This is a genomic window from Pseudomonas citronellolis, from assembly GCF_001586155.1.
Taxonomy (GTDB): Bacteria; Pseudomonadota; Gammaproteobacteria; order Pseudomonadales; family Pseudomonadaceae; genus Pseudomonas; species Pseudomonas citronellolis.
Window position 1 is genome coordinate 237,862 of sequence record NZ_CP014158.1, and the last position, 26,737, is coordinate 264,598.

At 69.1% G+C, this 26,737-nt stretch carries 23 protein-coding genes and 1 pseudogene; 16 read left to right on the top strand and 8 right to left on the bottom strand.

Translation table 11 applies throughout. The features are described 5' to 3' along the window. Window positions 1-30 precede the first annotated feature (30 nt). The 14 genes and pseudogenes from PcP3B5_RS01060 to PcP3B5_RS31930 all read left to right on the top strand — a co-directional run bounded on the left by PcP3B5_RS01060 (window position 31) and on the right by PcP3B5_RS31930 (window position 17,142). Window positions 31-771, top strand: a complete 741-nt coding sequence (locus PcP3B5_RS01060; RefSeq protein ID WP_116424583.1) for a response regulator — start codon at window positions 31-33, stop codon at window positions 769-771. Beyond that, the gene (locus tag PcP3B5_RS01065; RefSeq protein ID WP_420820176.1) at window positions 768-1,556 is read left to right on the top strand and encodes a substrate-binding periplasmic protein; all 789 of its coding nucleotides are present in this window, start codon (window positions 768-770) and stop codon (window positions 1,554-1,556) included. Before PcP3B5_RS01060 ends, PcP3B5_RS01065 begins: the two co-directional genes overlap by 4 nt. After that, complete coding sequence (locus PcP3B5_RS01070) at window positions 1,553-3,754, top strand: hybrid sensor histidine kinase/response regulator (protein ID WP_061560350.1); 2,202 nt, start codon at window positions 1,553-1,555, stop codon at window positions 3,752-3,754. The genes PcP3B5_RS01065 and PcP3B5_RS01070 overlap by 4 nt, the downstream gene beginning before the upstream one ends. A 1,129-nt stretch (window positions 3,755-4,883) precedes the next feature. Further along, window positions 4,884-6,287 (top strand): amino acid permease, encoded by a 1,404-nt coding sequence (locus PcP3B5_RS01075; RefSeq protein WP_061560351.1) that lies wholly within the window; start codon window positions 4,884-4,886, stop codon window positions 6,285-6,287. A gap of 366 nt (window positions 6,288-6,653) precedes the next feature. Then, window positions 6,654-7,442 (top strand): enoyl-CoA hydratase/isomerase family protein, encoded by a 789-nt coding sequence (locus PcP3B5_RS01080; RefSeq protein WP_061560352.1) that lies wholly within the window; start codon window positions 6,654-6,656, stop codon window positions 7,440-7,442. Window positions 7,443-7,459: 17 nt separating this feature from the next. Then, window positions 7,460-8,620, top strand: coding sequence for an acyl-CoA dehydrogenase family protein (locus PcP3B5_RS01085; RefSeq protein WP_061560353.1), 1,161 nt, complete (start codon window positions 7,460-7,462; stop codon window positions 8,618-8,620). A gap of 73 nt (window positions 8,621-8,693) precedes the next feature. Continuing rightward, the gene (locus tag PcP3B5_RS01090) at window positions 8,694-10,784 is read left to right on the top strand and encodes an acetate--CoA ligase family protein (RefSeq protein WP_061560354.1); all 2,091 of its coding nucleotides are present in this window, start codon (window positions 8,694-8,696) and stop codon (window positions 10,782-10,784) included. A 125-nt stretch (window positions 10,785-10,909) separates the two neighbouring features. Next, a pseudogene (locus PcP3B5_RS01095) lies at window positions 10,910-12,584 on the top strand (5-guanidino-2-oxopentanoate decarboxylase); the annotation flags it as partial. Window positions 12,585-12,638: 54 nt separating this feature from the next. Continuing rightward, window positions 12,639-13,829 (top strand): pyridoxal phosphate-dependent aminotransferase, encoded by a 1,191-nt coding sequence (locus tag PcP3B5_RS01100; RefSeq protein WP_061560356.1) that lies wholly within the window; start codon window positions 12,639-12,641, stop codon window positions 13,827-13,829. After that, on the top strand, window positions 13,822-13,983 hold the full coding sequence (locus PcP3B5_RS31785; protein WP_160336923.1) for a hypothetical protein: 162 nt from the start codon (window positions 13,822-13,824) through the stop codon (window positions 13,981-13,983). The genes PcP3B5_RS01100 and PcP3B5_RS31785 overlap by 8 nt, the downstream gene beginning before the upstream one ends. Window positions 13,984-14,193: 210 nt before the next feature. Continuing rightward, window positions 14,194-14,898 (top strand): NAD(P)H-dependent oxidoreductase, encoded by a 705-nt coding sequence (locus PcP3B5_RS01105; protein ID WP_043269852.1) that lies wholly within the window; start codon window positions 14,194-14,196, stop codon window positions 14,896-14,898. 355 nt (window positions 14,899-15,253) lie between these two features. Next, a complete protein-coding gene (locus PcP3B5_RS01110) occupies window positions 15,254-16,189 on the top strand; it encodes a LysR family transcriptional regulator (protein WP_043269850.1) in 936 nt (311 codons plus the stop codon). Window positions 16,190-16,310: 121 nt separating this feature from the next. After that, window positions 16,311-16,511 carry a hypothetical protein gene (locus PcP3B5_RS01115; protein ID WP_009614826.1) on the top strand — a complete coding sequence of 67 codons (201 nt, stop codon included), beginning with the start codon at window positions 16,311-16,313 and terminating at the stop codon, window positions 16,509-16,511. A gap of 463 nt (window positions 16,512-16,974) precedes the next feature. Further along, window positions 16,975-17,142 (top strand): hypothetical protein, encoded by a 168-nt coding sequence (locus tag PcP3B5_RS31930; RefSeq protein WP_024128825.1) that lies wholly within the window; start codon window positions 16,975-16,977, stop codon window positions 17,140-17,142. Here the strand turns inward: PcP3B5_RS31930 and PcP3B5_RS01120 are convergent. Together PcP3B5_RS01120 and PcP3B5_RS01125 are read right to left on the bottom strand one after the other, a co-directional pair. Further along, a complete protein-coding gene (locus PcP3B5_RS01120) occupies window positions 17,124-18,458 on the bottom strand; it encodes a sigma-54-dependent transcriptional regulator (RefSeq protein ID WP_009614830.1) in 1,335 nt (444 codons plus the stop codon). The two genes, PcP3B5_RS31930 and PcP3B5_RS01120, sit on opposite strands and share 19 nt — an antisense overlap. Further along, entirely contained in the window at window positions 18,455-20,212 is a 1,758-nt protein-coding gene (locus PcP3B5_RS01125) for a sensor histidine kinase (protein ID WP_061560357.1), read from the bottom strand. Before PcP3B5_RS01125 ends, PcP3B5_RS01120 begins: the two co-directional genes overlap by 4 nt. Before the next feature lie 103 nt (window positions 20,213-20,315). Here PcP3B5_RS01125 and PcP3B5_RS01130 point away from each other — a divergent pair, with 103 nt between their 5' ends. Further along, window positions 20,316-21,194 (top strand): alpha/beta fold hydrolase, encoded by an 879-nt coding sequence (locus PcP3B5_RS01130; protein WP_061560358.1) that lies wholly within the window; start codon window positions 20,316-20,318, stop codon window positions 21,192-21,194. Here PcP3B5_RS01130 and PcP3B5_RS01135 read toward each other — a convergent pair whose 3' ends face one another. Then, complete coding sequence (locus PcP3B5_RS01135; protein ID WP_043269833.1) at window positions 21,195-21,656, bottom strand: DUF3301 domain-containing protein; 462 nt, start codon at window positions 21,654-21,656, stop codon at window positions 21,195-21,197. A 124-nt stretch (window positions 21,657-21,780) separates the two neighbouring features. Here PcP3B5_RS01135 and pdxY point away from each other — a divergent pair, with 124 nt between their 5' ends. Continuing rightward, window positions 21,781-22,650, top strand: a complete 870-nt coding sequence (gene pdxY / locus PcP3B5_RS01140; protein WP_009614845.1) for a pyridoxal kinase PdxY — start codon at window positions 21,781-21,783, stop codon at window positions 22,648-22,650. A gap of 11 nt (window positions 22,651-22,661) precedes the next feature. Here the strand turns inward: pdxY and PcP3B5_RS01145 are convergent, their stop codons facing one another. The 5 genes from PcP3B5_RS01145 to PcP3B5_RS01165 form a co-directional block, all read right to left on the bottom strand. Further along, window positions 22,662-23,012 (bottom strand): HepT-like ribonuclease domain-containing protein, encoded by a 351-nt coding sequence (locus PcP3B5_RS01145; RefSeq protein ID WP_058487813.1) that lies wholly within the window; start codon window positions 23,010-23,012, stop codon window positions 22,662-22,664. Then, window positions 23,009-23,299: a nucleotidyltransferase family protein gene (locus tag PcP3B5_RS01150; protein WP_058487812.1), complete on the bottom strand. Its 291-nt coding sequence runs from the start codon at window positions 23,297-23,299 to the stop codon at window positions 23,009-23,011. The genes PcP3B5_RS01145 and PcP3B5_RS01150 overlap by 4 nt, the downstream gene beginning before the upstream one ends. Window positions 23,300-23,371: 72 nt before the next feature. Further along, a complete protein-coding gene (ybaL, locus tag PcP3B5_RS01155; protein ID WP_061560359.1) occupies window positions 23,372-25,066 on the bottom strand; it encodes a YbaL family putative K(+) efflux transporter in 1,695 nt (564 codons plus the stop codon). Window positions 25,067-25,248: 182 nt separating this feature from the next. Further along, window positions 25,249-25,752, bottom strand: a complete 504-nt coding sequence (locus PcP3B5_RS01160; protein ID WP_009614849.1) for an acyl-CoA thioesterase — start codon at window positions 25,750-25,752, stop codon at window positions 25,249-25,251. 142 nt (window positions 25,753-25,894) lie between these two features. Next, on the bottom strand, window positions 25,895-26,653 hold the full coding sequence (locus PcP3B5_RS01165) for an SDR family NAD(P)-dependent oxidoreductase (RefSeq protein ID WP_043314669.1): 759 nt from the start codon (window positions 26,651-26,653) through the stop codon (window positions 25,895-25,897). Between the last annotated feature and the right edge of the window lie 84 nt (window positions 26,654-26,737).

Here is a 26,737-nt window from a genome sequence, read left to right on the forward strand (position 1 = left end):
CGCGACCTCGCCGGCGGCCGCAGCAGGGTATTGGCGATGGCTCCCCGTGTACTGATCGTCGACGACGATCCGCTGATCCGCGAACTCCTCCAGTCCTACCTCGCCGGGGAGGGCTACGAGGTGGCCTGCGCCAGCACCGCCGAACAGGCCGAGGCCAGCCTGGCCGAAGCCGAGCAGGGCGGCCCGCCGTTCGACCTGGTGCTGCTGGACATCCGCCTGCCCGGCAAGGACGGCCTGACCCTCACCCGCGAACTTCGCGTGCGCTCGGAGGTGGGCATCATCCTGATCACCGGGCGCAACGACGACATCGACCGCATCGTCGGCCTGGAATGCGGCGCCGACGACTACGTGATCAAGCCGCCGAACCCGCGCGAGCTGGTGTCGCGGGCGAAGAACCTGATCCGCCGCGTGCGCCACGCCCGCGCCCCGGCCGCGGCGACGCCGGCGCGCCAGCCGCTCAAGCGCTTCGCCCAGTGGCGCCTGGACCCGGACCGCCGGCGCCTGGTCGACCGCGACGGCGGCGAAACCCTGCTCACCCACGGCGAGTTCCAGCTGCTCAGCGTGTTCCTGCGCAACAGCGGCCACACCCTCAGCCGCGACCAACTGATGGACCAGATCCGCAACCGCGAGTGGCTGCCCAACGACCGCTCCATCGACGTGCTGGTCGGCCGCCTGCGCCGCAAGCTGCGCGACGACCCGGCCGAACCCGAGCTGATCATCACCATCCACGGCGCCGGCTACCTGTTCACCGCCGCTCCCAGCGACGCCTGAACGTGCGCTGGCTGGCCCTGCTCGCCCTGGCGCTGCTCGCTCTGGCCCGGGGCGGCCTGGCGCCGGCCGCCGAGCGCGTGCGCTACTGCGACTATCCGGTGTACCCGCCGGTGTCCTGGAGCGATGGCCATGAAGTGCGCGGGCTGGCGCCGCAGGTGGTGAAGCGCGTGCTCGGCGGGCTCGGCTACGACGTGCAGGTGGTGGTGCTGGGCAACTGGAAACGCTGCCTGCTGGACGCCGCCGCCGGGCGTGTCGACGTGGTGCTGGCCTACCGCACGGCGCAGCGCGACCAGGGCCTGGCCTTCGCCGAGGCGCCGGTGCTGCGCGAGGAAGTGGCGCTGTTCTACAACCGCCGCAAGCCGGTGCGCTTCCAGACGCTGGAGGACCTTTCCCGCTACCGCGGCGGCCTGCTCTTCGGCGAGAGCTACGGCGCCGCGTTCGACCGCTTCGTCGCCAGCCACGACAATATCGAGTACGTCTCCGACAGCACGCAGAACTTCGGCAAGCTGATCCGCCAGCGCATCGACTTCATCCCCTACGAACGGCGCACCGGGCGGCTGCTGGTCGAGCGCCTGCCCGGCGGCGCAGACATAGTGGACGCGCCGCAACCGATCACCGTGGACTACCTGCGCCTGGCGGTGTCGCGGCATTCGCCGTTGCAGGCGCGCCTGGGCGAGATCGACAAGGCCCTGCAACGCCTGCAGGCCGACGGCAGCCTGGCGCGCTGGCTGGATGAGAGCGAGCGCGACTACCGCGCCATGCTCGCCCCCGGGGCGCAACCATGAAGGCCCTGCGCGCCCCCGGCCCGCTGGCGCGGCGCCTGCTGCTGCGGGTGCTGGGCTTCAGCCTGTGCTTCACCCTGCTGGCCGGCGCCCTGCAGCTGTACCTGGAATACCGCCGCGAGATGCGCGACATCGAAACCCGTCTGGAGCTGATCCGCAGCGGCTACCTGGCCAGCTTCGAGCGCAGCCTGTGGGACCTCAACCAGGCCCAGCTCAACGTGCAGCTGCACGGCCTGGTGGACTTCCCCGACATCGCCTGGGCGAGCCTCGCCAGCGCCGACTTCAACCTGATCCAGGGCGACATCCAGGCCCCCGGCCCGCTGCGCGTCGAACACTTCCCGCTCAGCTACCAGCCGCCGGACGGCGAGCTGCGCGCCCTCGGCGAGCTGGCCGTGGCCATCGACCAGGGCGCCGTGTATCGCCGCCTGTGGCACGGCGGGCTGAGCAACCTGCTGTGGATGGGCCTGTTCCTCTGCGGCCTGGCGGTGGCCCTGAGCTGGCTGTTCCACAAGCTGGTGACGCGCCACCTGGAGCGCATGGCCGAGTTCGCCGGGCGCATGGCCGGCGGCGACCTGCAGCAGCCGCTGCGCCTGGACAAGCGCATCCGCACCGAGGCCGACGAACTCGACACCGTGGCCCATTCCCTCGACGACATGCGCCAGGCCCTGCGCGAAGAGCGCGACGAACTGCAGCGCCAGGTCGAGCGGCGCACCGCCAGCCTGCGCCGGGCCAAGGACGAGGCCGAGGCGGCCAACGAGGCGAAGAGCCGCTTCCTGGCCACCATGAGCCACGAAATCCGCACCCCGCTGAACGGCATCCTCGGCATGGCCGAACTGCTGCGCGACGCGCCCCTGGGCGAGCTGGAACGCAAGCGCCTGCACGCCCTGCACAAGGCCGGCGAAGGCCTGCTGGCAGTGCTCAACGAAGTGCTGCACTTCGCCAAGCTGGAGGACGGCGCCAGCCTGCCGGAGCCGGTGGACTTCGACCTCGGCGAGCTGCTCGACGAGGTGCTGACGCTGCTGGAACCCCGCGCGGCGGCCAATGCCACGCTCCTGTCGCTGCACCTGGACGACGACGTGCGCCGCCGTTGCCGCGGCGCCGAGCAGTTCCTCCGCCAGGTGCTGAGCAACCTGGTGGCCAACGCGGTGAAGTTCACCGAGGGCGGCGAAGTGCGTGTGGAGGTGGAACTGCTGGCGCAGCAGGGCGAAGGCCAGCGCCTGCGCTTCGCGGTGGTCGACGATGGCATCGGCATTCCCGAGGCGGTGCAGGCGCGCATCTTCGAACGCTTCACCCAGGCCAGCGAGGAAGTCACCCGCCGCTACGGCGGCAGCGGCCTGGGCCTGGCCATCAGCAAGCGCCTGGTGGAAGCCATGGGCGGGCGCATCGGCGTGCGCAGTCGGGAAGGGCAGGGCAGCACCTTCTGGTTCGAGGTCGAGCTGCAAGCCGCGCTGGCTCCCGTGGTGGAGCCGCAGACGGCCCCGCGCGGCGAACGTGCCCTGAGCGTGCTGCTGGTGGAGGACGTGCCGCTCAATCGCGAAGTGGCCCAGGGCCTGCTGGAGCGTGACGGCCATGCCGTGTGCCTGGCCGAGGATGCCGAACCGGCGCTGGTCGCCTGTCGCGAGCAGGCCTTCGACCTGATCCTGCTGGACATGCACCTGCCTGGCCTGGGTGGCATCGAACTGTGCCGGGCGATCCGCGGCCAGGAGGGCGGGCGCAACCGGGAAACGCCGATCCTGGCCTTCACCGCCAGCGTGCAGCCGGCGCTGGTGCGCACCTACTTCGAAGCCGGCATGCAAGGCGTGCTGGCCAAGCCGTTGCGCGTCGACGACCTGCGTCGTGCGCTGGCCAACCTGCATCCGCCCATGCTGGAGCGGCCAGCGAATGGGGTGATCGACGAGCAGGTGCTGGCGACCCACCGTGAACTGCTGGGCGAGCATCGGGTGAAGGAACTGCTCGGTGTGCTGCGCGACCTGCTGGCGCAACAGCTGCCGCTGCTCCACGAAGCCATCCGCGCCGACGACGCCAGCGAGGCCGCCGGCCTGGCCCACCGCCTGGCGGGCAGTTGCCACTCGATGGGCCTGCGCGGGCTCGGCGAATGCCTGCACGGCCTGGAAGAAGCGGCCCTGGCCGGCGAACCGCTGCAAGCCTGGAGCGAAAGACTCGACACGCAACTCGGCGCCGCCAGGGCGCACCTCCTGTAGGAGCGAGCTTGCTCGCGAACGGACTCCCCGGCGGCTGCGGCGTCATGCGGTTCGCGAGCAAGCTCGCTCCTACGAAAGGCATGCATAGCCGCATGGCTTACCGGGAGGCACGCATTTCCCGCAGGCACGGACAGTCCCCTCTCCCTTCAGGGAGAGGGTTAGGGAGAGGGTTGCGGGCTTGCCGGTGAACTCCGTGCGTTCGGCCAACTCCGTCCCCTCTCCCCAGCCCTCTCCCTGAAGGGAGAGGGGGCCGCATGGCATGCTCGGACGTTTCGGCGTCAGCCGATGCGTCCGAAAAGCCCCCGCTACAAATTCCTTTGCTCGCGAACGAATTTCCCGGCGGCTGCGGTGCCATGCGGTTCGCGAGCAAGCTCGCTCCTACGAAAAGCACAGAATGCGCAGACCCAGCAGGGAGGCACGCATTCCCCGCTGGCACGGACAGTCCCCTCTCCCTTCAGGGAGAGGGTTAGGGAGAGGGTTGCGGGCTCCCAGATGAACTCCGTGCGTTCGGCTGACTCCGTTCCCTCTCCCCAGCCCTCTCCCTGAAGGGAGAGGGGGCCGCACGGCATGCTCGGACGTTTCGGCGTCAGCCGGTGCGTCCGGAAAGCCCTCGCTACAAATTCCTTTGCTCGCGAACGGATTTCCCGGCGGCTGCGGTGCCATGCGGTTCGCGAGCAAGCTCGCTCCTACGAAAAGCATGCATAGCCGCATGGCTTACCGGGAGGCACACATTTCCCGCAGGCACGGACAGTCCCCTCTCCCTTCAGGGAGAGGGTTAGGGAGAGGGTTGCGGGCTCCCAGATGAACTCCGTGCGTTCGGCTGACTCCGTTCCCTCTCCCCAGCCCTCGGCTGCGCGCCCCGCCCTGAAGGGCGAGGGGGCCGTTCGGCAGGCTTGGATGTTTCGGAGTTAGCCGGACGTTATCCCGAGGGCGTGGGGACTAGCCCGCTACAAATTCCTTACAGCTTTTTACATCTTCGATCCCGCCGTTCAACGCGACCTTACATCCCCTTCGAATAATCCGGCGGTATCCGTGCCCCGAGCCACGGCCTCTGACTGATTGGAGATAACAACAATGATCCAACGTAGAGTTCCGCTTCGCCGCGCCCGCCGTTTGCCGGAGGTGCGCCATGTCTGATTCGAAGATCCAGCTCACCCGCGCGCTCAAGAGCCGCCACATCTTCATGCTGTCCCTCGGCGGGGTGATCGGCACCGGGCTGTTCATGGGCGCCGGCGTCACCATCAACCAGGGCGGCCCGGCCGGCGCCGTGCTGGCCTACCTGGTGGCCGGGCTGCTGATGTACCTGGTGATGGTCTGCCTGGGCGAGCTGTCGGTGCAGATGCCTGTCTCCGGCTCCTTCCAGGCCCACGCCACGCGCTTCATCGGCCCGGCCACCGGGTTCATGATCGGCTGGGTGTACTGGATGAGCTGGGCCTCCACCGTCGGCCTGGAGTTCACCGCCGCCGGCATGCTGATGACGCGCTGGTTCCCAGAGGTGCCGATCTGGCTCTGGTCGGGCTTCTTCGTGGTCGTGCTGTTCTCCCTCAACGCCCTGGCCACCCGCGCCTTCGGCGAGGCCGAATACTGGTTCGCCGGGATCAAGGTGGCGGCCATCCTCGCCTTCATCATCGTCGGCGTGCTGGTGATCTTCGGCGGCATCCACCTCAACGACGGCGCGCCCGCCCCGATGCTCAACAACCTGGTCGGCGACAGCCTGTTCCCCAATGGCCTGTCGGCAGTGTTCGCGGTGATGATGACGGTGGTCTACGCCTTCCAGGGCTGCGAGATCATGGGCGTGGCCGCCGGCGAGACCGACCAGCCGGAGAAGAGCATCCCCCGCGCCGTGCGCAACGTGGTGTTCCGCGTGCTGATCTTCTACGTGCTGGCGATCGTCGTGCTGGCCGCCATCGTCCCCTGGCAGCAGGCCGGGCTGGTGGAAAGCCCGTTCGTGCAGGTGTTCGACATGGTCGGCATCCCCTACGCGGCGGACCTGATGAACTTCGTGATCCTCACCGCCATCCTCTCGGTGGGCAACTCCGGCCTGTACGCCTCTACGCGCATCCTCTGGGCCATGTCCAAGACCGGCATGGCGCCCAAGGGCCTGTCCAAACTCAGTTCCCGCGGCGTGCCGCTGTACGCGCTGCTGATCAGCCTGGCCTTCGCCCTGCTCTCGCTGCTGACCAGCGTGGTCGCCGCCGACACCCTGTTCATGGTGCTGATGGCGGTGAGCGGGATGGCCGGCACCGTGACCTGGATCGTCATCGCCTACGCCCAGTACCGCTTCCGCCGCGAACACATGGCCAAGGGCGGCAGCGTGGCCGACCTGAAATACGCCGCGCCGCTGTTCCCGCTGATCCCCCTGGCCTGCATCGCCATCTGCTGCTCGCTGTTCGTGTTCCTGGCCATGGACCCGACCCAGCGCCCGTCGCTGTACTGGGGCTTCGGCTTCATCGCCGCCTGCTACCTGGCCTACTACGTGCTCAAGCGCAAGCGCCCGCAGGTGGTCGGCGAGGCGGTGCCGAGCATCGGCTGAACCCACGAAGCCCCGCCCCGCGGGGCTTTTCGCTTTTCGGCCTTTCGTAGGATGGCGTTGAGCGAAGCGATACCCATCACCGCAACCGCATGGGTTTCGCAAGCTCAACCCATCCTACGAAAAGCCGTGCTTCCTGGAACCGTAGGAGACTTCGTCCGCGAAGGCCCGCAGGGCCGTTTGTGCGAAGTTGTAACAAGGTCCCGGGAAAAACCCTTCCGAATCCCCGCAGCCCCCGCACCACGCGGCCTTCCCGCCGTCCGGCGGGGCGTTACAAGCCCCCCGAACGGGTGCATTGCCGTCTTGTTGAACACTTGTTTAGTATTGTGGCCAACACCGCCCTCATGCGACAACAACAACGAGGCCAGCATGACTCACGCATCCCCGCTCAGCCGGGTCCAGGACGGCATCGCCTGGATTACCCTGAACCGCCCCGAACAGCGCAACGCGCTGGACGTTCCCACGCTGAAGAATCTGCACGCGCTGCTCGACGCCTACGCCGTCGACCCGGCCGTGCGCGTCATCGTGCTGACCGGCGAGGGCCGCAGCTTCTGCGCCGGCGCCGACCTCGCCGAATGGGCCGAGGCGGAAGCCCGCGGCGAGCTGGAGACCTACGGCTGGACCGAAACCGCCCACGCCCTGATGACCCGCCTGCACGGCCTGGACAAGCCGACCATCGCCGCGGTCAACGGCACCGCCGTCGGCGCCGGCATGGACCTCACCCTGTGCTGCGACTTCCGCATCGCCGGCGCCTCGGCGCGCTTCAAGGCCGGCTACACCGGCATGGCCTACTGCCCAGACGCCGGCGCCAGCTGGCACCTGCCGCGGCTGATCGGCAGCGAAGCGGCCAAGCGCCTGCTGTTCCTCGACGAACTGTGGAACGCCGAGCGCGCGCTGAACGCCGGGCTGGTCGGCGAAGTGGTCGCCGATGACCAACTGCAGGCCCAGGTCGGCGAATTCGCCGCGCGCCTGGCCGCCGGCCCGACCTTCGCCTTCGCCCAGACCAAGCGCCTGATCCGCGACGGCGCCAACCGCACGCTGGCCCAGCAACTGGAGGCCGAGCAGGCCGCCGGGCTGCTCTGCGGCCGCAGCGAGGACGCCGCCGAAGCCCTGCGCGCCGTGGCCGAGAAACGTCCTCCCAAATTCCAAGGCCGTTGAACGGCGAGGTATTCCCCATGGATTTCAAACTGACCCAGGAACAGGAAATGCTCGTCGAGGCGGTCAAGGCCTTCGTCGAGAAAGAGCTGCTGCCCCACGAGGAAGAAGTCGACCGCGCCGACGCGGTGTCGCCGGAGCTCGCCGCGCAGATTCGCGGCAAGGCGCTGGCCGCCGGCTTCTATGCCTTCAACATGCCCGAGGAAGTCGGCGGCGGCGGCCTCGACTACCTGTCCCAGGCGCTGGTCGAGCGCGAGCTGTCCAAGGTCTCCTGGGCGCTGCACGTATTCGTCGCGCGGCCCTCGAAAATCCTCATGGCCTGCAAGGGCCAGCAGGTGCAGGACTACCTGCTGCCCTGCGTGAACGGCGAGAAGATCGACTGCTTCGCCCTCACCGAGCCGGGCGCCGGCTCCGACGCCAACTCGATCAAGACCCGCGCCGTGCGCGACGGCGACGACTTCGTCATCAACGGCGCCAAGCACTTCATCAGCCACGCCGGCCACGCCGACTTCGCCATCGTCTTCGCCGTCACCGACAGCTACGAGCGTAACGGCAAGAAGCGCAACGCCGTGACCGCCTTCCTGGTCGACAAGGGCACCGCCGGCATGACCGTGCGCCGCGGCCCGAAATGCGTCAGCAACAAGGGCTACCACACCTACGAAATCTTCTTCGACGACTGCCGCGTGCCGGCCTCCAAGGTCCTCGGCGAAGTCGACAAGGGCTGGGAAGTGGCCAACGCCTGGCTCACCGCCGGCCGTGTGATGGTCGCCGCCAACTGCGTCGGTCAGGCCCAGCGCGCCATGGACCTGGCCCTGCAATGGTCGGCCGACCGCAAGCAGTTCGGCCAGGTCATCGGCAGCTACCAGGGCATTTCCTTCAAGCTGGCCGACATGGCCACGCAGATTCGCGCCGCCGAGCTGATGACCCTGCACACCGCGTGGAAGATGGACCAGGGCACGATGACCGACGGCGAGGCCGGCATGGCCAAGCTGTTCGCCAGCGAAGTGCTCGGCAAGGTCGCCGACGAGACCGTGCAGATATTCGGCGGCATGGGCCTGATGGACGAAGGCCCGGCGGAACGCATCTGGCGCAACGCGCGCATCGAGCGCATCTGGGAAGGCACCTCGGAAATCCAGCGCCACATCATCTCCCGCGAACTGCTGCGGCCGCTGCTGCGCTGATCCTCGCTCCCCTCTCCCGCTTGCGGGAGAGGGGCTGGGGGAGAGGGCAACGAGCCTTGCACCGAGACCTGATATGAACACAGAGAACCTCAAGCGCCTGCTGGCGCCCCGTCACCTGGCCTTCATCGGCGGCCGCAGCATGGCCCGCGCGCTCAAGCGCTGCGCCGAGGGCGGCTTCGCCGGGCCGCTGTGGCTGGTCAACCCGCAATACGACGAGCTGGAAGGCGTGCCTTGCGTGCGCAGCGTCGCCGAGCTGCCCGAAGGCCCCGACGCGGTGTTCGTCGCCACCAACCGCGACCTGACCCTGAATGCGGTCGCCGAGTTGGCCGCCAAGGGCGCCGGCGGCGCCATCTGCTACGCCTCCGGCTTCGCCGAAACCGGCGCCGAAGGCCAGGCCCTGCAACAGCGCCTGCTCGATGTGGCCGGCGACATGGCCCTGCTCGGCCCCAACTGCTACGGCCTGCTCGACTACCTGCACGGCGCCGCGCTGTGGCCGGTGGCCCACGGCGGGCACATCGTCGAGAGGGGCGTGGCGGTGCTGACGCAGAGCGGCAACTTCGCCTACAACCTGTCGATGAGCGACCGCTCGCTGCCGATCGCCTACATGGCCTCGGTGGGCAACCAGGCGCAGCTGGGCGTGGCCGAGCTGATGGACGTGCTGCTCGACGAGCCGCGCGTCACCGCCATCGGCCTGCACCTGGAAGGCCTGAAGAACGTCCCCGGCTTCGTCCGCGCCGCCTACAAGGCGCTGCAGAAAGGCATCCCGGTGATCGCGCTGAAGACTGGCGTATCGCAGATAGGCGCGGAACTGGCGCTCAGCCACACCAGCTCGCTGGCCGGCTCCGACGCGCTGTACGACGCGCTCTTCGACCGCCTCGGGGTGATCCGCGTGAGCGGCCCGGTGAGCTTCATCGAAACCCTCAAGGCCGCCGCCTGCGGCAACCTGCCGGCCGGCCCGAGCCTGGCCGCGCTGGCCTGCTCCGGCGGCGACGCCGGGCTGATCGCCGACTACGCCGAACGCAACGGCCTGCCGTTGCCCAGGCTGGTCGACGCGCAGCGCGCCGAACTGGCCCAGGTGCTGCCGGACTACGCCAACATCGCCAACCCGCTGGACTTCACCACCGCCATCTGGGGCGACGGCCCGGCGCTGGAGAAGATGCTCGACAGCGCCCTGCGCACGCCGGCCGACGCGGCCCTGCTGGTGCTCGACTACCCCGGCGAGGAAACCGGCGAACGCCCGCAGTGCGACCTGCTGCTGGAGCTGTACTGCGCGGCGCTGAAGCGCCACGACAAGGTCGGCTTCATCGCCTCGGCGCTGCCCGAACTGCTGCCGGCCCACGCCCGCGAACTGCTGCACGGCCACGGTGTGGCGGCGTTGCAGGGTGTGGAAGACGGCCTCGCCGCCTGGGGCCGCATCGCCCACTACCGCCAGCGCCGCGACGCGCTGCTGGCGCGCGGCGAGGCGGCGCTGGTGCCGCTGTGCCCGCAGGCCATCGACGGCCAGGGCCGGCTGCTCGACGAGTGGCAGTCCAAGCAGGCGCTGAAACCCTTCGGCCTGTCGCTGCCGGCCGCCGTGCTCAGCACCCCCGGCCAGGCCCGCGAGGCCGCTGCCGACCTGGGCTATCCGCTGGTGCTCAAGGCGGTCAGCGCCGAGCTGCCGCACAAGACCGAAGCCGGCGGCGTGGCGCTCAACCTACGCAACGAAGCGGCCCTGGAAGCGGCGCTGTTCGATATGCGCGAGAGCCTGGCGAAGCACGCTCCGCTGCTGAAGTTTGAGCAAGTGCTGCTGGAACGCATGGCCAGCCCGCCGCTGGCCGAGCTGATCGTCGGCATCAAGCGCGAGGTCGGCTTCGGCCTGGCCCTGGTGCTGGGCGCCGGCGGCATCCTCGTCGAGCTGCTCAAGGACAGCCGCAGCCTGCTGCTGCCGACCACCGACGCGGCCATCCGCGACGCCCTCCTGGGCCTGCGCAGCGCGCCGCTGCTCAGCGGCTTCCGCGGCCGCCCGGCGGTGGACATGGACAAGCTGGTGGACGCCATCCGCGCGGTCGCCGACTACGCCTGCGAGCATGCCGACGGCCTGCTGGAACTGGACGTCAACCCGCTGCTGGTCAACGCCGAAGGCGCCGTGGCAGTGGATGCGCTCATACGGCTGGCCGACGCCTGAGGACCTGAAGGGGAACACGAACGCTCCCCTCTCCCTTCAGGGAGAGGGGCTGGGGGATAGGGTGGTGGGCCGACGCGCCGACGACAAGAGCCCCTCTCCCCAGCCCTCTCCCGCAAGCGGGAGAGGGGGCAAGAGCGCTACGGCGCGAACGGCGATCACACACGTCGCCGGACAGACGAGGATTTGCCCATGCAACAACAGAAGACCCTCACCGGCGGCCAGGCCCTGGTCCGCCTGCTGGCCAACTACGGCGTCGACACCGTGTTCGGCATCCCCGGCGTGCACACCCTGGAGCTGTACCGCGGCCTGCCCGGCAGCGGCATCCGCCATGTGCTGACGCGCCACGAGCAGGGCGCCGGCTTCATGGCCGACGGCTACGCGCGCGTCAGCGGCAAGCCCGGCGTGGCCTTCATCATCACCGGCCCGGGCGTCACCAACGCCGCCACCGCCATCGGCCAGGCCTACGCCGACTCCATCCCGATGCTGGTGATCTCCAGCGTCAACCACACCGCCAGCCTGGGCAAGGGCTGGGGCTGCCTGCACGAGACCCAGGACCAGCGCGCCATGACCGCGCCGATCACCGCCTTCTCGGCGGTCGCCTTGACCCCGGAAGACCTGCCCGAGCTGATCGCCCGCGCCTACGCCGTGTTCGACAGCGAGCGCCCGCGCCCGGTGCACATCTCGGTGCCGCTGGACGTGCTCGCCGCGCCCATCGCCCGCGACTGGACGAATGAAGTGGTGCGCCGCGCCGGCCGTGGCCAGCCCGCCGCCGACGCGCTGCGCCAGGCTGTGGATAAACTCGCCGCGGCCAAGCGCCCGATGATCATCGCCGGCGGCGGCGCGCTGCATGCCGCGCAGGCCCTGGCAGCGCTCAGCGAACGCCTGGCCGCGCCGCTGTTCACCAGCGTCGCCGGCAAGGGCCTGCTGGCCCCGGAGACGCCGCTGGCCGCCGGCGCCACCCTGTGCACCCAGGCCGGCTGGGACATGATCGCCGAGGCCGACGTGGTGCTGGCCATCGGCACCGAGATGGCCGACACCGACTACTGGCGCGAGCGCCTGCCGCTGAACGGCGAGCTGATCCGCGTGGATATCGATTCGCACAAGTTCAACGACTTCTACCCCAGCGCCGTAGCCCTGTTGGGCGATTCGAAAGCCACCGCCGAAGCGCTGCTCGCCGCGCTGCCGGCCGCCAAGCGTGACGCCGGCAGCGCCATCGACCGCGTCGCCCAGCTGCGCCAGCAACTGGATGCCAGCCACGCGCCGCTGCAGCTTATCCACAAGGCGATCCTCGAACGCATCGCCAAGGCGCTGCCGGCCAACGCCTTCATCGCCAGCGACATGACCCAGCTGGCCTACACCGCCAACTACCTGTACCCCAGCCAGGCGCCGCGCGGCTGGCTGCACCCCACCGGCTACGGCACCCTCGGCTACGGCGTGCCCGCCGGCATCGGCGCCAAGTTCGGCGCGCCGGAGCGCCCCGGCCTGGTGCTGGTGGGCGACGGCGGCTTCCTCTACACCGCGCAGGAACTGGCCACCGCCACCGAGGAGCTGGACAGCCCGCTGGTGGTGCTGCTGTGGAACAACGACGCGCTCGGGCAGATCCGCGACGACATGCTCGGCCTGGATATCGAGCCGGTCGGCGTGCTGCCGCGCAACCCGGACTTCGCCCTGCTCGGCCGCGCCTACGGCTGCGAGATGCGCCAGCCGCAGAGCCTGGACGAGCTGGAGCGCGACCTGCGTGAAGGCTTCGCCCACCCCGGCGTGACCCTGGTCGAACTGAAACACGCCTGCGCGAAGTAGGCCCCGTTGCACCCGCCGGGGCGCAGGCCCCGGCGCATTGAAGGACTCCCCGTCATGCGCTTCTCGAACCTCACCCAACGCATCGCAGGCCCCGGCGCCGCCGCCTGGGACATCCACTACCGCGCCCTGGCGCGCCTGGAGCAGGGCGACGACATCCTGCTGCTGTCGGTGGGCGACCCCGATTTCGACACCCCGGCGCCCATCGTGCAGTCGGCCATCGACAGCCTGCTGGCCGGCAACACCCACTACTCCGACGTGCGCGGCAAGCGCAACCTGCGCGAGGCCATCGCCCGCCGCCACACGCAGCGCAGCGGCCAGGCGGTGGACGCGAACGACGTGGTGGTGCTGGCCGGCGCGCAGTGCGCGCTCTACGCCGTGGCGCAGTGCCTGCTGAACCCGGGCGACGAGGTGATAGTCGCCGAGCCCATGTACGTCACCTACGAAGCGGTGTTCGGCGCCTGCGGGGCAAAGGTCGTGCCGGTGCCGGTGCGTTCCGAGCACGGCTTCCGCGTGCAGGCCGAGGACGTGGCCAGGCTGGTCACCCCGCGCACCCGCGCCATCGCCATCAACAGCCCGCACAACCCCTCCGGCGCCAGCCTGCCGCGGGCGACCTGGGAGGCACTGGCCGAGCTGTGCATCGAACACGACCTGTGGATGATTTCCGACGAGGTCTACAGCGAACTGATATTCGACGGCGAGCACGTCAGCCCGGCCAGCCTGCCGGGCATGGCCGAGCGCACCGCGACCCTCAACAGCCTGTCCAAGTCCCACGCCATGACCGGCTGGCGGGTGGGCTGGGTGGTCGGCCCGCAGGACCTCTGCGGCCATCTGGAAAACCTCGCGCTGTGCATGCTCTACGGCTCGCCGGACTTCGTCCAGGACGCCGCCTGCACCGCGCTGGAAGCCCAGCTGCCGGAGCTGGAAGCCATGCGCGAGGCCTACCGCCAGCGCCACGACCTGGTGCTCGACTGCCTCGCCGATTGCGTCGGCCTGCGCGCCCTGCGCCCGGACGGCGGCATGTTCGTAATGGTCGACATCCGCCCCACCGGCCTCTCCGCCCAGGACTTCGCCGACCTGCTGCTGGACCGCCACGGCGTCTCGGTGCTGGCCGGCGAAGCCTTCGGCCCCAGCGCCGCCGGGCACATCCGCCTGGGCCTGGTGCTCGGCGCCGAGCCGCTGCGCGAAGCCTGCCGGCGCATCGCCCTGTGCGCCGCCGAACTGCTCAAGGAGAAGCGCTATGCATGACCGCCTGCGGCTGTACATCGACGGCGCCTGGGTAGCGCCGCAAGGGCAGGGCCTGGCCGAGGTGCAGAACCCGGCCACGGAACAGACCATCGGCCGCGAGTGGGGCGAGGAAGGTCTGGCGGAGTTCGTCGAACACAAGGTCATTCAACTCTGAACGCCTGAAGAGCACCCTCTCCCCAGCCCTCTCCCGCAAGCGGGAGAGGGGGCAAAAGCGCTTCGGTGCTACCGGCGGGAGAGGGCGCTGCAGGATGAACACGAACGCCCCCTCTCCCTTCAGGGCGGGGCGCGCAGCCGAGGGCTGGGGAGAGGGTGCTGAGCCAGTACGCCAATCCGCCAAGTAGCGCTTTTCTAGCCAGGAATCCACATGAACGTACTGATCATCCACGCTCACAACGAACCCCAGTCCTTCAGCACCGCGCTGTACAAGCTGGCCGAGGAAACCCTCAAGGGCCAGGGCCACGAAGTGCAGGTCTCCGACCTCTACGCGATGAACTGGAACCCGGTAGCCAGCGCCGCCGACTTCGGCGCGCGCGCCAACCCGGACTACCTGGTCTACGCCCTGGAGCAGCGCGAAGGCGCCAAGCACCAGACCATCGCCGCCGACATCCAGGCCGAGCTGGACAAGCTGCTCTGGGCGGACCTGGTGATCTTCAACTTCCCGATCTACTGGTTCTCCGCCCCGGCCATCCTCAAGGGCTGGTTCGACCGCGTGCTGGTCTCGGGTATCTGCTACGGCGGCAAGCGCTTCTACGACCAGGGCGGCCTGGCCGGCAAGAAGGCGCTGGTCACCGTCACCCTCGGCGGGCGCGAGCACATGTTCGGCGAAGGCGCCATCCACGGCCCGCTGGAAGACATGCTGCGGCCGATCCTGCGCGGCACCCTGGCCTACACCGGCATGACGGTGCTGCCGCCCTTCGTCGCCTGGCACGTGCCCTACATCGGCAACGACGCGCGCCAGGACTTCCTGCGCCAGTACCAGGACCGCCTGCAGCACCTGGAGGGCGACCAACCGCTGGAATTCCCGCGCCTGGCGCAGTTCGACGAACGCCTCTACCCGCTGCCGCGCTGACTGGCACGCCTCGATGCCGTGGCGCACCGTCGTAGGATGGTGTTGAGCGAAGCGATACCCATCACCGCGACCGCATGGGTTTCGCAAGCTCAACCCATCCTACGAAAGCACCTCGGCGCCGCCTGCAAACGAAAAAAGGCGCACATCAATCAAGACATGCGCCTTTGGAGGAAAAGGGCAGCCGCTGCAGCGGGGTATGCGCGGGGGAGTGTTGGCAAGCGGCTGGTGTGCCGGGTGCCAGACGATGGGCCTGATGGACCCATCGCTGCTGCAGCGACCTGGTTGCCACTATACCCGGCAACTGTCGCGGGAAAATGACCCTATACTGCGATTCAGTTTTGCAGACGGGGCAACAGTGGACACTTTACATGCGATGCGGGTCTTCGCCCGCGTGGTCGATGCCGGCAGCTTCACCGCCGCCGCCAATGCCCTGGGCCTGTCGACCGCCCAGGTCTCCCGCGTGGTCTCGGACCTGGAGGCCTACCTGCAGGCGCGCCTGCTGCACCGCACCACGCGGCGCCTGGCCCTGACCGAGACCGGCGAACGCTACCTGCAGCGTTGCCGGGAAATCCTCCTCGACGTCGAGGAAGCCGAGGCCGAGGCCAACGGCGCGCACCTGCGCCCGCGCGGCCGGCTGCGCGTGCACTCGTTGACCGGGCTCGGCCAGCAGCATCTCATCCCGCTGATCTCGCGCTACTGCCAGCAGCACCCGGAGGTCTACATCGAGCTGACCCTGGCCCAGCGCCAGCCGGACATCCTCGAAGAAGGCCAGGACGTGGTCATCACCCGCGACCGCGAACTGCCCGATTCCGAGTACGTCGCCCAGACCCTCGGCAGCATCTACAGCGTGCTCTGCGCCAGCCCCGGCTACCTGGCCGAGCGCGGCACCCCGCGCGCCATCGAGGACCTGCGCGAGCACCGCTGCCTGCGCCTGCAGGACCCGACCTTCCCGGAAGGCTGGGCCTTCGAGGAAGACAACGAGGCGAGCGTGATCCGCCCGCGCGACACCTTCATGGTCAACGTCGCCGAGGCCCTGGCCGGGGCCGCCCGCGCCGGCATGGGCATCTGCCTGCTGCCCAGCTACGTGGCTGCGCCGGCGCTGCGCCAGGGCGAGCTGGTGCGCGTGTTGCCCGAGCGCAGCCTGCACGTGCGGCAGATCTTCGCGCTCTACCCGTCGCGGCGCTTCCTCGACGCGAAGATCCGCACCTGGGTGGAGTTCCTCAAGGAAGAACTGCCCAAGGCCTTCGACGCCGACGAGCAGGTGATGAACGACCCCGCGCACTGGGCCTGAAAACGGATTGTTGCTTTTCAGGCAATGGTCTGTTGGTGAGCCAGCTATTTTTCCGCCTGTCGCCGAGTCGTAACCTTTGCATCGCCCCCACTGAGCGGGGCCAATCAAAGGTTCGAAAATCATGTCCCGTAAACTTGTTGTTGCTGCCCTGCTGTCCGTTTGCTCGCTGTCCTTCGTGCAACTGAGCTTCGCCGAAGAATCCCGACTGATGACCGACAAGATGGTGAAAGCCAACGAGGCCGCCATCGCCGCTGCCCAGCAGGCCTCCGATGCCGAGCGTACCGCCGGCAAGGCCGCTGCCCAGTCCAACGCCGATTCCTGATCGGCGTTACTTTCCCCCGGGAAGCCCGGAGCGTGAGCCGGTATTCCCAATGCCTTGCGCCGCATACGAAATGCGGCGTTTTTTTATCCTGGCGGGGGCGGTGATCTTTTCATTTTATGAAAAAGTCTTTCGCCGTCTTCGCGCTTTATCGGAAATAGATAGGTCAATAGACTTGTCTTTATCTGCCGGGCTCTCCCGGCAGGCCCGACACGATCAGCCTGATGTGTCACCGAGGGGCGGTGACTGCGAACTTCCGCCCCTCACGCCAGCCGGTTCCTCCAACGCCGACTGGCCCTGCTTCCCGACGCCGATATCCGATTGCTCCAATCGACGTCTTCTTTCCGGCCGCTGCACTCAGCGGCCGTTTTTTTGCCTGTGGAAAAGCGCCGGCCGCTCGAGGCGATATTGGCGAAGTGCCGTTGCGCAGGACAGAATCCCTTCTGTCTGGACATGGATGCCACGCATGACGCCGAACCTGTTCGCCACTCCCCGCGCAAGCCTGGGCTGGCCGCTGCTGGCTCTGTTCGGAGCCGCCGTCGCATTGCTGCTGCTCTGGTGGGGGGCAGGGAGCATCTCGCGCGGGTACCTGGCCAAGCGCCTGGAGGAGGCGACTCAGCCTTCTCCGAGATAATCCCCCCGGCTCAACCCATGCCGCTGCATCTTCTCGTTGAGGGTGCGGCGCGGCAGGCCGAGCAGTTCCATCACCGCCTTGATGTCGCCCTTGCACTGGCTCAGGGCCTGGCGGATGCATTCGGCCTCGTAGGCTTCCATGCGTTCGAACAGGCCGCTGCCGGCCGGCGCTTCCAGTTGCGCGGCGCGGTCCAGGCCGAGCACGTGGCGCTCGGCGGCGTTGGCCAGTTCGCGCACGTTGCCCGGCCAGTCGTGGGCCAGCAGCCGGGCCAGTTCGGCGGTGGACAGCGGCGGCGCCTCGCGGCCGAGCTTCTCGCTGGCCAACTGGGCGAAGTGTTCGAACAGCAGCGGGATGTCCTCGCGCCTTTCGCGCAGCGGCGGCAGGCGCAGTTCGGCGACGTTCAGGCGGTACACCAGGTCTTCGCGGAAGCGCCCGGCGCGGGCTTCTTCCAGCAGGTCCGGCTTGGTCGCGGCGATCACCCGCAGGTCGACGCGGATGCTCTGGTTCGAGCCCAGGCGCTCCAACTGCTGCTCCTGCAGCACGCGCAGCAGCTTGACCTGCTGGGCCAGCGGCATGCTCTCGATCTCGTCGAGGAACAGGCTGCCGCCGTTGGCGTGCTCCAGCTTGCCGATGCGCTTGCCCTGGGCGCCGGTGAAGGCGCCGCTCTCGTGGCCGAACAGCTCGCTTTCGAACAACTGCTCGGGGATGGCCGCGCAGTTCAGCGCGACGAAGGGCTTGTCCGCGCGCGGGCCGAAGTCGTGCAGGCAGCGGGCGACCAGCTCCTTGCCGGCGCCGGTCTCGCCGCGGATCAGCACGTTCACCGGCGTGCCGGCCAGGGCCAGCACCTGGCGGCGCAGGGCTTCCATCGGCTTCGACACGCCGAGCAGGCGCGACTCCACCTGGTCCTTGAGCGTGGCCTGTTCGCGCAGCTGGCGGTTCTCCAGCACCAGGCGGCGCTTTTCCAGGGCGCGGCGCAGGCTGTCCAGCAGGCGCTCGGGGGTGAAGGGCTTCTCGATGAAGTCGTAGGCGCCGTCGCGCATGGCCTGCACCGCCATGGGCACGTCGCCGTGGCCGGTGACCATGATCACCGGCAGGTCGCGGTCCAGCTGCTGCAGGCGTTCGAGCAGGGCCAGGCCGTCCGTGCCGGGCATGCGCACGTCGCTGATCACCACGCCGGCGAAACCGCGCTCCAGGTTCTTCAGGCACTCCTCGGCGCTCTTGCACAGGCGCACCGTGAAGCCGGACAGCTGCAGCCACTGCTGCACCGCTTCGCGGATGGCGGCTTCGTCATCGACGAAAATCACGTGTTCGGTCATGTCTCTTCGCTCGCGGCGGGCAGCACCAGGCGGAACAGCGCGCCGCCTTCGGGACGGTTGGCGGCCTCCAGGCGGCCGCCGAGTTCGTGGACGATGCCGTAGGATACCGCCAGTCCCAGGCCGAGTCCCTCGCCCACCGGCTTGGTGGTGAAGAAGGGATCGAAGACGTTGCCCAGGTGTTCGGCGGCGATGCCCGAGCCGTTGTCGGCGACTTCCAGAATCCAGTACGGGTCCTCGCGACGCAGTGCCACCCCGATGTGCGGGCGCTCGACGCCGGCCACCGCGTCCAGGGCGTTGCGCAGCAGGTTGACCAGCACCTGTTCCAGGCGGATGGCGTCGCCCAGCACCCAGGCCGGCACGCTGAGCACCTGGCTGACCTCCACCTGTTCGGCGCGGATGCGCGGCGTCAGCAACTGCAGGGCCTGGTCCAGCACGTGGCCCAGTTCGATGCGTTCGCGCAGGCCGCCGGGGGTCTTGCGGGCGAAGGTCTTCAGGTGGCCGGTCAGCGCGGCCATGCGCTCCAGCAACTCGTCCAGGCGCGCCAGGGCGGCGCGCGCCTCGTCGCTGCGCCCGGCGTCCAGCAGCAGGCGCACGCTGGCCAGGTGCATGCGCTGGGCGGTCAGCGGCTGGTTGATCTCGTGGGCCAGGGCCGCCGACATCTGCCCCAGGGCGGCCAGCTTGGCGGCTTGCACCAGGCCGTCCTGGGCGGTTTTCAGGGCGGCGGTGCGCTGTTCCACCAGTTGCTCCAGTTCCTCGCGGCTGCGCTGGCGCAGGCGGGCGATGCGCCAGCGCTGTTGCAGCAGCAGGGCTAGGAACACCAATGCCAGCCAGGCCCCGGCGGCGGCCAGGCGCGCGGTGGCGACGTCGCTCTGCACGCCGCGGGCGTCGCGCAGCAGGTGCAGGGTCCAGTCGTCGTCGGGCAGGCTCAGGGACTGCCAGAGGTAGTCGGTTTCGTCGTCCTTGGCGCCGACGCGCACCAGGCGGCTGTCCTCGCCCAGCGGCTGCAGGGTGCGGTGCTGTAACGGGCTCAGCGGCTGGCGGTCGTACTGGCGGGTCTGCGCCAGTTCCAGGCGGGCGAAGGTGTCCAGCGGCTGCAATTCGCGGTAGCGCCAGCCGGGGTGGTTGGCGAGGAAGACGATGCCCTTGGTGTCGCTGACCAGCACCAGGTCGGGGGTCTGGCTCCACTGCTGTTCCAGGTCGGGGAATTCCAGCTTGACCACGATGGCGCCGAGGAAGCGCCCGGCCTCGTCGCGCACCGCGTTGGCCAGGAAGTAGCCGGGGATGCCGGTGGTCACGCCCACCGCGTAGAAGCGCCCGGTGCCCTGGGCGATGGTCTGGCGGAAGTAGGGGCGGAAGGCGTAGTTGTGGCCGACGTAGCTGGTCGGCAGGCGCCAGTTGCTGGCAGCCACCGCCAGGCCGTCGCGGTCGAGCAGTTCCAGGGTGGAGGAGCGCGCCGCGGCGTTGATCCGCTCCAGCTTGAGGTTCAGCGCCTGCTGCAGCCCGCCGGCGACCGGGCCGGCCAGGGCCTGGCGCAGCTCCGGGTCCAGGGCCAGCACCGCCGGCAGGCTGCGGTAGCGTTCCAGCAGGGTGCGCAGCGAGCTGACGTACAGCCCCAGCTGCTCGTGGGCGGCCTCGGCCTCGGCGAGCAGCGAGCGGTGCCGCGCCTTTTCCCCGGCCCAGTACACCGACAGCAGCAGGCCGGCCAGCACCAGCAGGCTGGCGAGGATCAGGCGCAGGGGACGGGTCGGGCTCATGGCGCTCGGTGCGGGTGGGCGGAGCGCGACCATAGCATGTCCGGGCACTGGTCCGGCGCGGCCGCGGGTCGCTACACTGCGCGACCCTCGAGGAGAACGTCCGATGCAGTTGATCGCCTGGTCCCATTCCTGCTCCGCCGGCTTCACCCTGCGCGGCTGGCGCAGCGAACCCAGCGGCAAGCCGTTGCTGCACTTCCTGCATGGCAATGGTTTCTGCGGGCGGGCCTACGAGCCGATGCTCAAGCACCTGGCGCGGGACTTCGACCTCTGGCTGTGCGACGTCCAGGGCCACGGCGACAGCGACCACGGCGGGCGCTTCCATGGCTGGAACCGCAACGCCGAGATGGCCGTGGAGGCCTTCGAGGCCGGCCGCGGGGGCTACGGCGAAGTGCCGCGCTACGCCTGCGGGCACAGCTTCGGCGGCGTGCTCAGCAGCCTGATCCTGGCGCGCCATCCGCAGCTGTTCGAACGCGCGGCGCTGCTCGACCCGGTGCTGTTCACCCCGGCGATGATCGGCGTGATGGCGCTGTCCGAGGTGCTCGGCCTGCACGAGCGCAGGGCCATGGCGCAGAAGGCCAGGGCGCGGCGCAGCCAGTGGCCGGACCGCGCCGCCGCCTATGCCGGCCTGCACGGCCGCGGCATCTTCAAGGGCTGGACCGACGAGGCGCTATGGGCCTACGTGGAGAACGCCATCAAGGCGGTGGACGGCGGCGTCGAGCTGAAATGCCGGCCGAGCCGCGAGGCGGAAATCTTCAGCTCCTTCCCCAAGCGCCTGTGGCCGTCGCTGGCGAAGGTGAGCACGCCGACCCTGGTGCTGTTCGGCGAACGGACCTACCCCTTCGTGCCCAAGGCGGTGGCCCGCTGGTGCGCGCAGAACACCCACGTCGGCGGGCAGAGCGTCGCCGGCGGGCATTGCTTCATGCAGGAATACCCCCAGGACAGCGCCGAGCGGGTGGCGCGCTTCCTGCTCGGGCACGAGTAGCTAGTCGCCGACCTTCTTGTCGGCGTGGTTGCGCCGCCACTCGTCCAATCGCACCACCTCGGCCTTGTGCCGTGGCGCCTGTGGCTCGGCCGTGGGCGCCGGCAGGGCCTGGGCGATTTCCACCACCGCGTGCACCTCGTGGGGCTCGGGGTGGAAGCGGAAGGGCTCCAGCTCGATCGGGCCGGGGCGCTGGCCGAGCATGGTGATGCTGCCGTTGTAGCGGTCCTGGCCGCTGGCGGTGAACTCGAAGCCGTATTCCCGGGCCAGGCAGAGCATGCCGTTGGCGCCGCGGCGCAGGCGCAGGCGGCGCAGGGCGACGTTCTCGTCGAGCAGCTCCACCCCCTGCCGCGCGCAATGCTGGCGCGCCAGCTGCAGGGCGCGCTCGCGGATGCCGTGGGCGCGCCACCACCAGGCGGCGGCCGTGGCCAGCAGGAGGAATACGAAAAGGTTGCCCAAGGTCACTTCAAGGCTCCGCTCGGGAAGAGGCGCTCCAGCTTACCGAGTCTGTAGGAACGCGGCGAGAGCCGCCGGTTCCCAGGTGGTGATTTGCGCCCCATACTGACACATCCAGTTGCAGGAATTCGTCATGTCGTCGCGCACTCCCCACGTCCTCGCCATCCAGTCCCACGTCGTCTTCGGCCATGCCGGCAACAGCGCCGCCGTGTTCCCGATGCGCCGCGTCGGGGTGAACGTCTGGCCGCTGAACACCGTGCAGTTCTCCAACCATACCCAGTATGGCCACTGGACCGGCCAGGTGCTGCCGCCGGAGCAGATTCCGGCGCTGGTGGAGGGCATCGCCGCCATCGGCGAGCTGGGCAACTGCGACGCCGTGCTTTCCGGCTACCTGGGCAGCGCCGCCCAGGGCCGCGCGATCCTCGAGGCGCTGGCGCGCATCCGCGAGGCCAACCCGCGGGCGATCTACCTGTGCGACCCGGTGATGGGCCACCCGGACAAGGGCTGCATAGTGGCCCCGGAAGTCGGCGAGTTCCTACTCCAGGAAGCCGCCGCGGTGGCCGACTACCTGTGCCCCAACCAGCTGGAGCTGGACAGCTTCTGCCAGCGCAGCCCGCAGTCCCTGGAGGATTGCGTGGAGATGGCGCGCAGCCTGCTGGCGCGCGGCCCGAAGGCGGTGCTGGTGAAGCACCTGAACTACCCGGGCAAGCCGTCGGACGCCTTCGAGATGCTGCTGGTCAGCGCCGAGGGCAGCTGGCACTTGCGCCGCCCGCTGCTGGCCTTCCCGCGCCAGCCGGTGGGCGTCGGCGATCTGACCTCCGGCCTGTTCCTGGCCCGCCTGCTGCTGGGCGAGGCGCCCTGCACGGCCTTCGAATTCACCGCCGCGGCGGTGCACGAAGTGCTGCTGGAGACCCAGCACTGCGGCAGCTACGAACTGGAACTGGTGCGCGCCCAGGACCGCATCGCCCACCCGCGGGTACGTTTCGAGGCGAAGGCGATCTGAGGAGCGGCGCGTCAGGTTTCTTCGTCTAGGTGAGGAAGTGTTTGTAGCAGGGCGGGCAGTGCGCTGCGTACGGTTTCCCAGGTCAGGCCGAGGTCGATGTCGAAATAACCGTGGGCCAGGCGGTTGCGCATGCCCCTCATGTTGCGCCAGGGCACCTGGGACTGGGTGGCGACGAAATCGGGATGGTTGTCCATGATCTTGGCGGCGGCTTCGCCGATGATCACCAGGCTCATGATGACCGCCTGTTGGGTACGCTTGTCGGCGAGGAACGCCGTTTTGTCCATGCCTTCGACGAAGGTGCAGGCGTCGTTGGCCGCCTGGCGGATATGCTCCAGATAATCCTCCAGGCGGTTGATCGTCATACCGGCCTGGCTTCGCTCAGCAACTGGGCGCGAAATTTCACTGGGATATCGCCGGGTGTCAGCAGGTCGACCCTTACGCCCAGCACTTCCTGCAGTTCGTCCTGCAGGCCGCCGAGATCGAATAGCGTGGTACCGGGCGCCACGTCTACCAACAGGTCAAGATCGCTGCCATCCTGGTCGGTGCCCTGCAGGACCGAACCGAATACGCGTGGGTTGAGCGTGCCATAGCGGCGTGCCAGGTCGCGGACGACCTGGCGCTTTTGTTCGAGTGCAAGCGACGGCTTCATGGCCTTTCTCCATTCAGGCGTGCCGCATGGATGGCACCTTCGTTGATGTATACCTCCAGTGCCACCCCGGCCTCAAGCCGACTGCGGCAACCCATCCGGCTGCGGCGCCGGGGTGCCGTGCTGCTCGACGCGCTGGTACATGCCCTGGGCGATCTCGCGTTCGCCCATGATCACCAGGCTGGCGCCGTTCTGTTCCAGGTATTCCACCTCGGCGTCGAAGTGCGCGCGGGCGATGATGTCCAGTTCGGGGTTGGCCGCGCGGGCGCGGCTGGCGATCTGCCCGGCCTCGAAGCCGTTGGGGATGGCGATCAGCAGCCAGCGCGCGGTGGTGATGTTGGCCAGGGCCAGCACTTCCGGGTTGGCGGCGTTGCCGACCACTACGCTGAGGCCGCGCTCGCGCAGTTCGGCGGCCTTCTCGCGCTTGTCCTCGATCACCACCAGCGGCGTGCCGTCCTTCTGCAGGCGCGCGCTGACCAGTTCGCCGACGCGGCCGTGGCCGATGAGGATGGCGTGCTCGTGCTCGCGCACCGGCGGCGGCAGGTCCTCGTCCTGCACCTGGGCCTCGCTGGGCTGGGCGCTTTCCTTGCGCGCCTGCAGGCGCTCGATGGCGATGAACAGCAGCGGGTTGACCAGGATCGACAGGATGGCGCCGGCCAGCACCAGGTCGCGGCCCTGCTCGGGCAGCAGTTCGAGGGTCACGCCCAGGCCGACCAGGATGAAGGAGAACTCGCCGATCTGCGCCAGGCTGGCGGCGATGGTCAGCGCGGTGCTGTTGGGGTGGCCGAACAGGCGCACGATGACGTAGGCGGCCACCGATTTGCCGAAGACGATGACCAGGAAGGTGGCCAGCACCGGCAGCGGCTCCTGGATCAGGATCGCCGGGTTGAACAGCATGCCCACCGAGACGAAGAACAGCACGGCGAAGGCGTCGCGCAGGGGCAGCGAGTTCTCCGCCGCCTCGTGGCTGAGCTCGGATTCGTTGAGGATCATCCCGGCGAAGAAGGCGCCGAGGGCGAAGGACACGCCGAACACCACCGCCGAGCCGGTGGCGATGCCCAGGGCGATGGCCAGCACGGCGAGGGTGAACAGCTCGCGCGAACCGGTCGCGGCGACCTTCTCCAGGGCCCAGGGCACCACGCGGCGGCCGCCGAGGATCATCACCGCGACGAAGGCCACCACCTTGCCCAGGGTCAGCAGGATCGGCAGCAGGATGCCGCCGCTGGCGCCGTCCTCGGCCTTGCCGCCAAGCGTGCCGGCCAGCGCCGGCAGCAGCACCAGGGTGAGGACCATGGCCAGGTCTTCGACGATCAGCCAGCCGATGGCGATGCGCCCGCGCTTGGTGTCGATCAGCTGGCGCTGTTCCAGGGCGCGCAGCAGCACCACGGTGCTGGCCACCGACAGCGCCAGGCCGAACACCAGGCCGCCGCCCAGCGGCCAACCCATCATCCAGGCCAGGCCCATGCCGAGCAGGGTGGCCACGCCGATCTGCACCACCGCGCCGGGGATGGCGATGGCCTTCACCGAGAGCAGGTCTTTCAACGAGAAGTGCAGGCCGACGCCGAACATCAGCAGGATCACCCCCAGTTCGGCGATTTCCGTCGACAGCGCCTGGTCGGCGACGTAGCCGGGGGTGAAGGGCCCGGCCAGCACGCCGGCCAGCAGGTAGCCGACCAGCGGCGAGATGCGCAGGCGGTTGGCCAGGGCGCCGAGGATGAAGGCCAGCACGAAGCCGACGGCGAGGGTGGTCAGTAGCGGTGTGTGGTGCATGGTCTGGGCTCCGGGCACGCAGGGAACTGCCGCCCCGGGAGGGCGGTGGTTCGCAGGTGGATCACGGGGGCAAACCCGCGGATTGGGCAAGTCTAGGCGCTGGCGAGGCTTTCGGCCTTGCCGACGCTCAAGGTTAACTTGTTGACGCGCCGGACTTTTTCAGCGGCACTTGAGAAATCTTGTCAAGAAATGTCGGCATCCTTGTCCCATTCTTCACGAATTGCCTGGTAACGCTGCTCAAGTTCCTGGCGCAGCTGGCGACGCTGCTGGGCCTGGGCGAAGCGCCGGCGCTCCTCCCGGGTGACCGGCTGCAGCGGCGGCACGGCGGTGGGTTTGCGCTCGTCGTCCAGCGCCACCATGGTGAAGAAGCAGCTGTTGGTGTGGCGCACGGATTTCTCGCGGATGTTCTCGGTGACCACCTTCACGCCGATCTCCATGGAGGTGCGGCCGGTGTAGTTGACCGAGGCGAGGAAGGTCACCAGTTCGCCGACGTGGATCGGCTCGCGGAAGATCACCTGGTCGACCGAGAGGGTCACCACGTAGTGGCCGGCGTAGCGGCTGGCGCAGGCGTAGGCGACCTCGTCGAGGTACTTGAGCAGGGTGCCGCCGTGGACGTTGCCGGAGAAGTTGGCCATGTCCGGGGTCATCAGGACGGTCATGCTGAGTTGGTGGTTGCCGGGTTCCATATCGCTCTCGCAAGGCGGGTGGGGGATGCCAAGACTGGACGCACTGCGCCCAGCCCCGCGACACACTCTTTTCTATACCCCCCATTGGCCCCGGCGAACAGGGGCGCGCGCCAATCGCCGGGCGATTGGCGCGCGGCGCGGCTCAGCGGCCGGCGGAGAGGCCGAAGTCGATGGCCAGGTCGGCGCCGGTGATGGCTTCGGATTGCGGGCCGCAGAGGTACCAGACCAGGTCGGCGACCTCTTCCGGGCGGATGAAGCGCGCTTCCTTGCCCTGTGGATAATCCCGCAGCAGGCCGAGCTTGTAGGCGGCGGGGTTGCCCTGGCCGTAGCGCTCGGCCTGGTAGTCGAGCATCGGCGTGGCGATGTCGGCCGGGGAGATGGCGTTGACGCGCACGCCGTCCGCGGCCAGTTCCAGGGCCAGGGTGCGGGTGAGCATGGTCAGCGCCGCCTTGCTCGCGCAGTAGGCCGCCGAGCCGCGGTAGGCCTGGCGCCCGGAATCGCTGGAGATGTTCACGATGCAGCCGCGGTTGTCCTTGAGGTAGGGCGTGGCGGCCTGGCACATGTAGAACGCGGCCTTGAGGTTGACCCCCAGGACCAGGTCGAAGTCGTCCTCGTTGAAGTTTTCCACCGGGCCCTCGCGCCAGACCCCGGCGGCGTTGATCAGCGCGTCCAGGCGGCCGGTGCGGGCGAGGATGTCCGCCACCAGGCTCTGGCAGTTGTCCGCCCGGCGCAGGTCGGCCACGGCGCTGGCATCCAGCGGCACCTGGGCGTTGAGCGCATGCAGCCCGCTCTTGTCGACGTCGGTGGCGGCGATGCGCCAATGGCTCTGGGCGAAGCGCTTGGCGATGGCCTTGCCGAGGCCGCCGGCGGCCCCGGTGATCAGAACAACGGGTGTGCTCATTGACTGAGTGATCTCCCTGCCTGATAGGGAAACGGCGCGCCGTCAGGCAGTGGCGGCACGCCGCAAGGAAGAGGGCCGCACGGG

Bases quoted from the DNA above. Each gene is read 5' to 3' on its own strand.
- PcP3B5_RS01070 (WP_061560350.1), top strand. From the start codon at position 1,553: ATGAAGGCCCTGCGCGCCCCCGGCCCGCTGGCGCGGCGCCTGCTGCTG.
- PcP3B5_RS01075 (WP_061560351.1), top strand. From the start codon at position 4,884: ATGTCTGATTCGAAGATCCAGCTCACCCGCGCGCTCAAGAGCCGCCAC.
- PcP3B5_RS01080 (WP_061560352.1), top strand. From the start codon at position 6,654: ATGACTCACGCATCCCCGCTCAGCCGGGTCCAGGACGGCATCGCCTGG.
- PcP3B5_RS01085 (WP_061560353.1), top strand. From the start codon at position 7,460: ATGGATTTCAAACTGACCCAGGAACAGGAAATGCTCGTCGAGGCGGTC.
- PcP3B5_RS01090 (WP_061560354.1), top strand. From the start codon at position 8,694: ATGAACACAGAGAACCTCAAGCGCCTGCTGGCGCCCCGTCACCTGGCC.
- PcP3B5_RS01100 (WP_061560356.1), top strand. From the start codon at position 12,639: ATGCGCTTCTCGAACCTCACCCAACGCATCGCAGGCCCCGGCGCCGCC.
- PcP3B5_RS31785 (WP_160336923.1), top strand. From the start codon at position 13,822: ATGCATGACCGCCTGCGGCTGTACATCGACGGCGCCTGGGTAGCGCCG.
- PcP3B5_RS01105 (WP_043269852.1), top strand. From the start codon at position 14,194: ATGAACGTACTGATCATCCACGCTCACAACGAACCCCAGTCCTTCAGC.
- PcP3B5_RS01115 (WP_009614826.1), top strand. From the start codon at position 16,311: ATGTCCCGTAAACTTGTTGTTGCTGCCCTGCTGTCCGTTTGCTCGCTG.
- PcP3B5_RS31930 (WP_024128825.1), top strand. From the start codon at position 16,975: ATGACGCCGAACCTGTTCGCCACTCCCCGCGCAAGCCTGGGCTGGCCG.
- PcP3B5_RS01120 (WP_009614830.1), bottom strand. From the start codon at position 18,458: ATGACCGAACACGTGATTTTCGTCGATGACGAAGCCGCCATCCGCGAA.
- PcP3B5_RS01125 (WP_061560357.1), bottom strand. From the start codon at position 20,212: ATGAGCCCGACCCGTCCCCTGCGCCTGATCCTCGCCAGCCTGCTGGTG.
- PcP3B5_RS01130 (WP_061560358.1), top strand. From the start codon at position 20,316: ATGCAGTTGATCGCCTGGTCCCATTCCTGCTCCGCCGGCTTCACCCTG.
- pdxY (WP_009614845.1), top strand. From the start codon at position 21,781: ATGTCGTCGCGCACTCCCCACGTCCTCGCCATCCAGTCCCACGTCGTC.
- PcP3B5_RS01145 (WP_058487813.1), bottom strand. From the start codon at position 23,012: ATGACGATCAACCGCCTGGAGGATTATCTGGAGCATATCCGCCAGGCG.
- PcP3B5_RS01150 (WP_058487812.1), bottom strand. From the start codon at position 23,299: ATGAAGCCGTCGCTTGCACTCGAACAAAAGCGCCAGGTCGTCCGCGAC.
- ybaL (WP_061560359.1), bottom strand. From the start codon at position 25,066: ATGCACCACACACCGCTACTGACCACCCTCGCCGTCGGCTTCGTGCTG.
- PcP3B5_RS01160 (WP_009614849.1), bottom strand. From the start codon at position 25,752: ATGGAACCCGGCAACCACCAACTCAGCATGACCGTCCTGATGACCCCG.
- PcP3B5_RS01165 (WP_043314669.1), bottom strand. From the start codon at position 26,653: ATGAGCACACCCGTTGTTCTGATCACCGGGGCCGCCGGCGGCCTCGGC.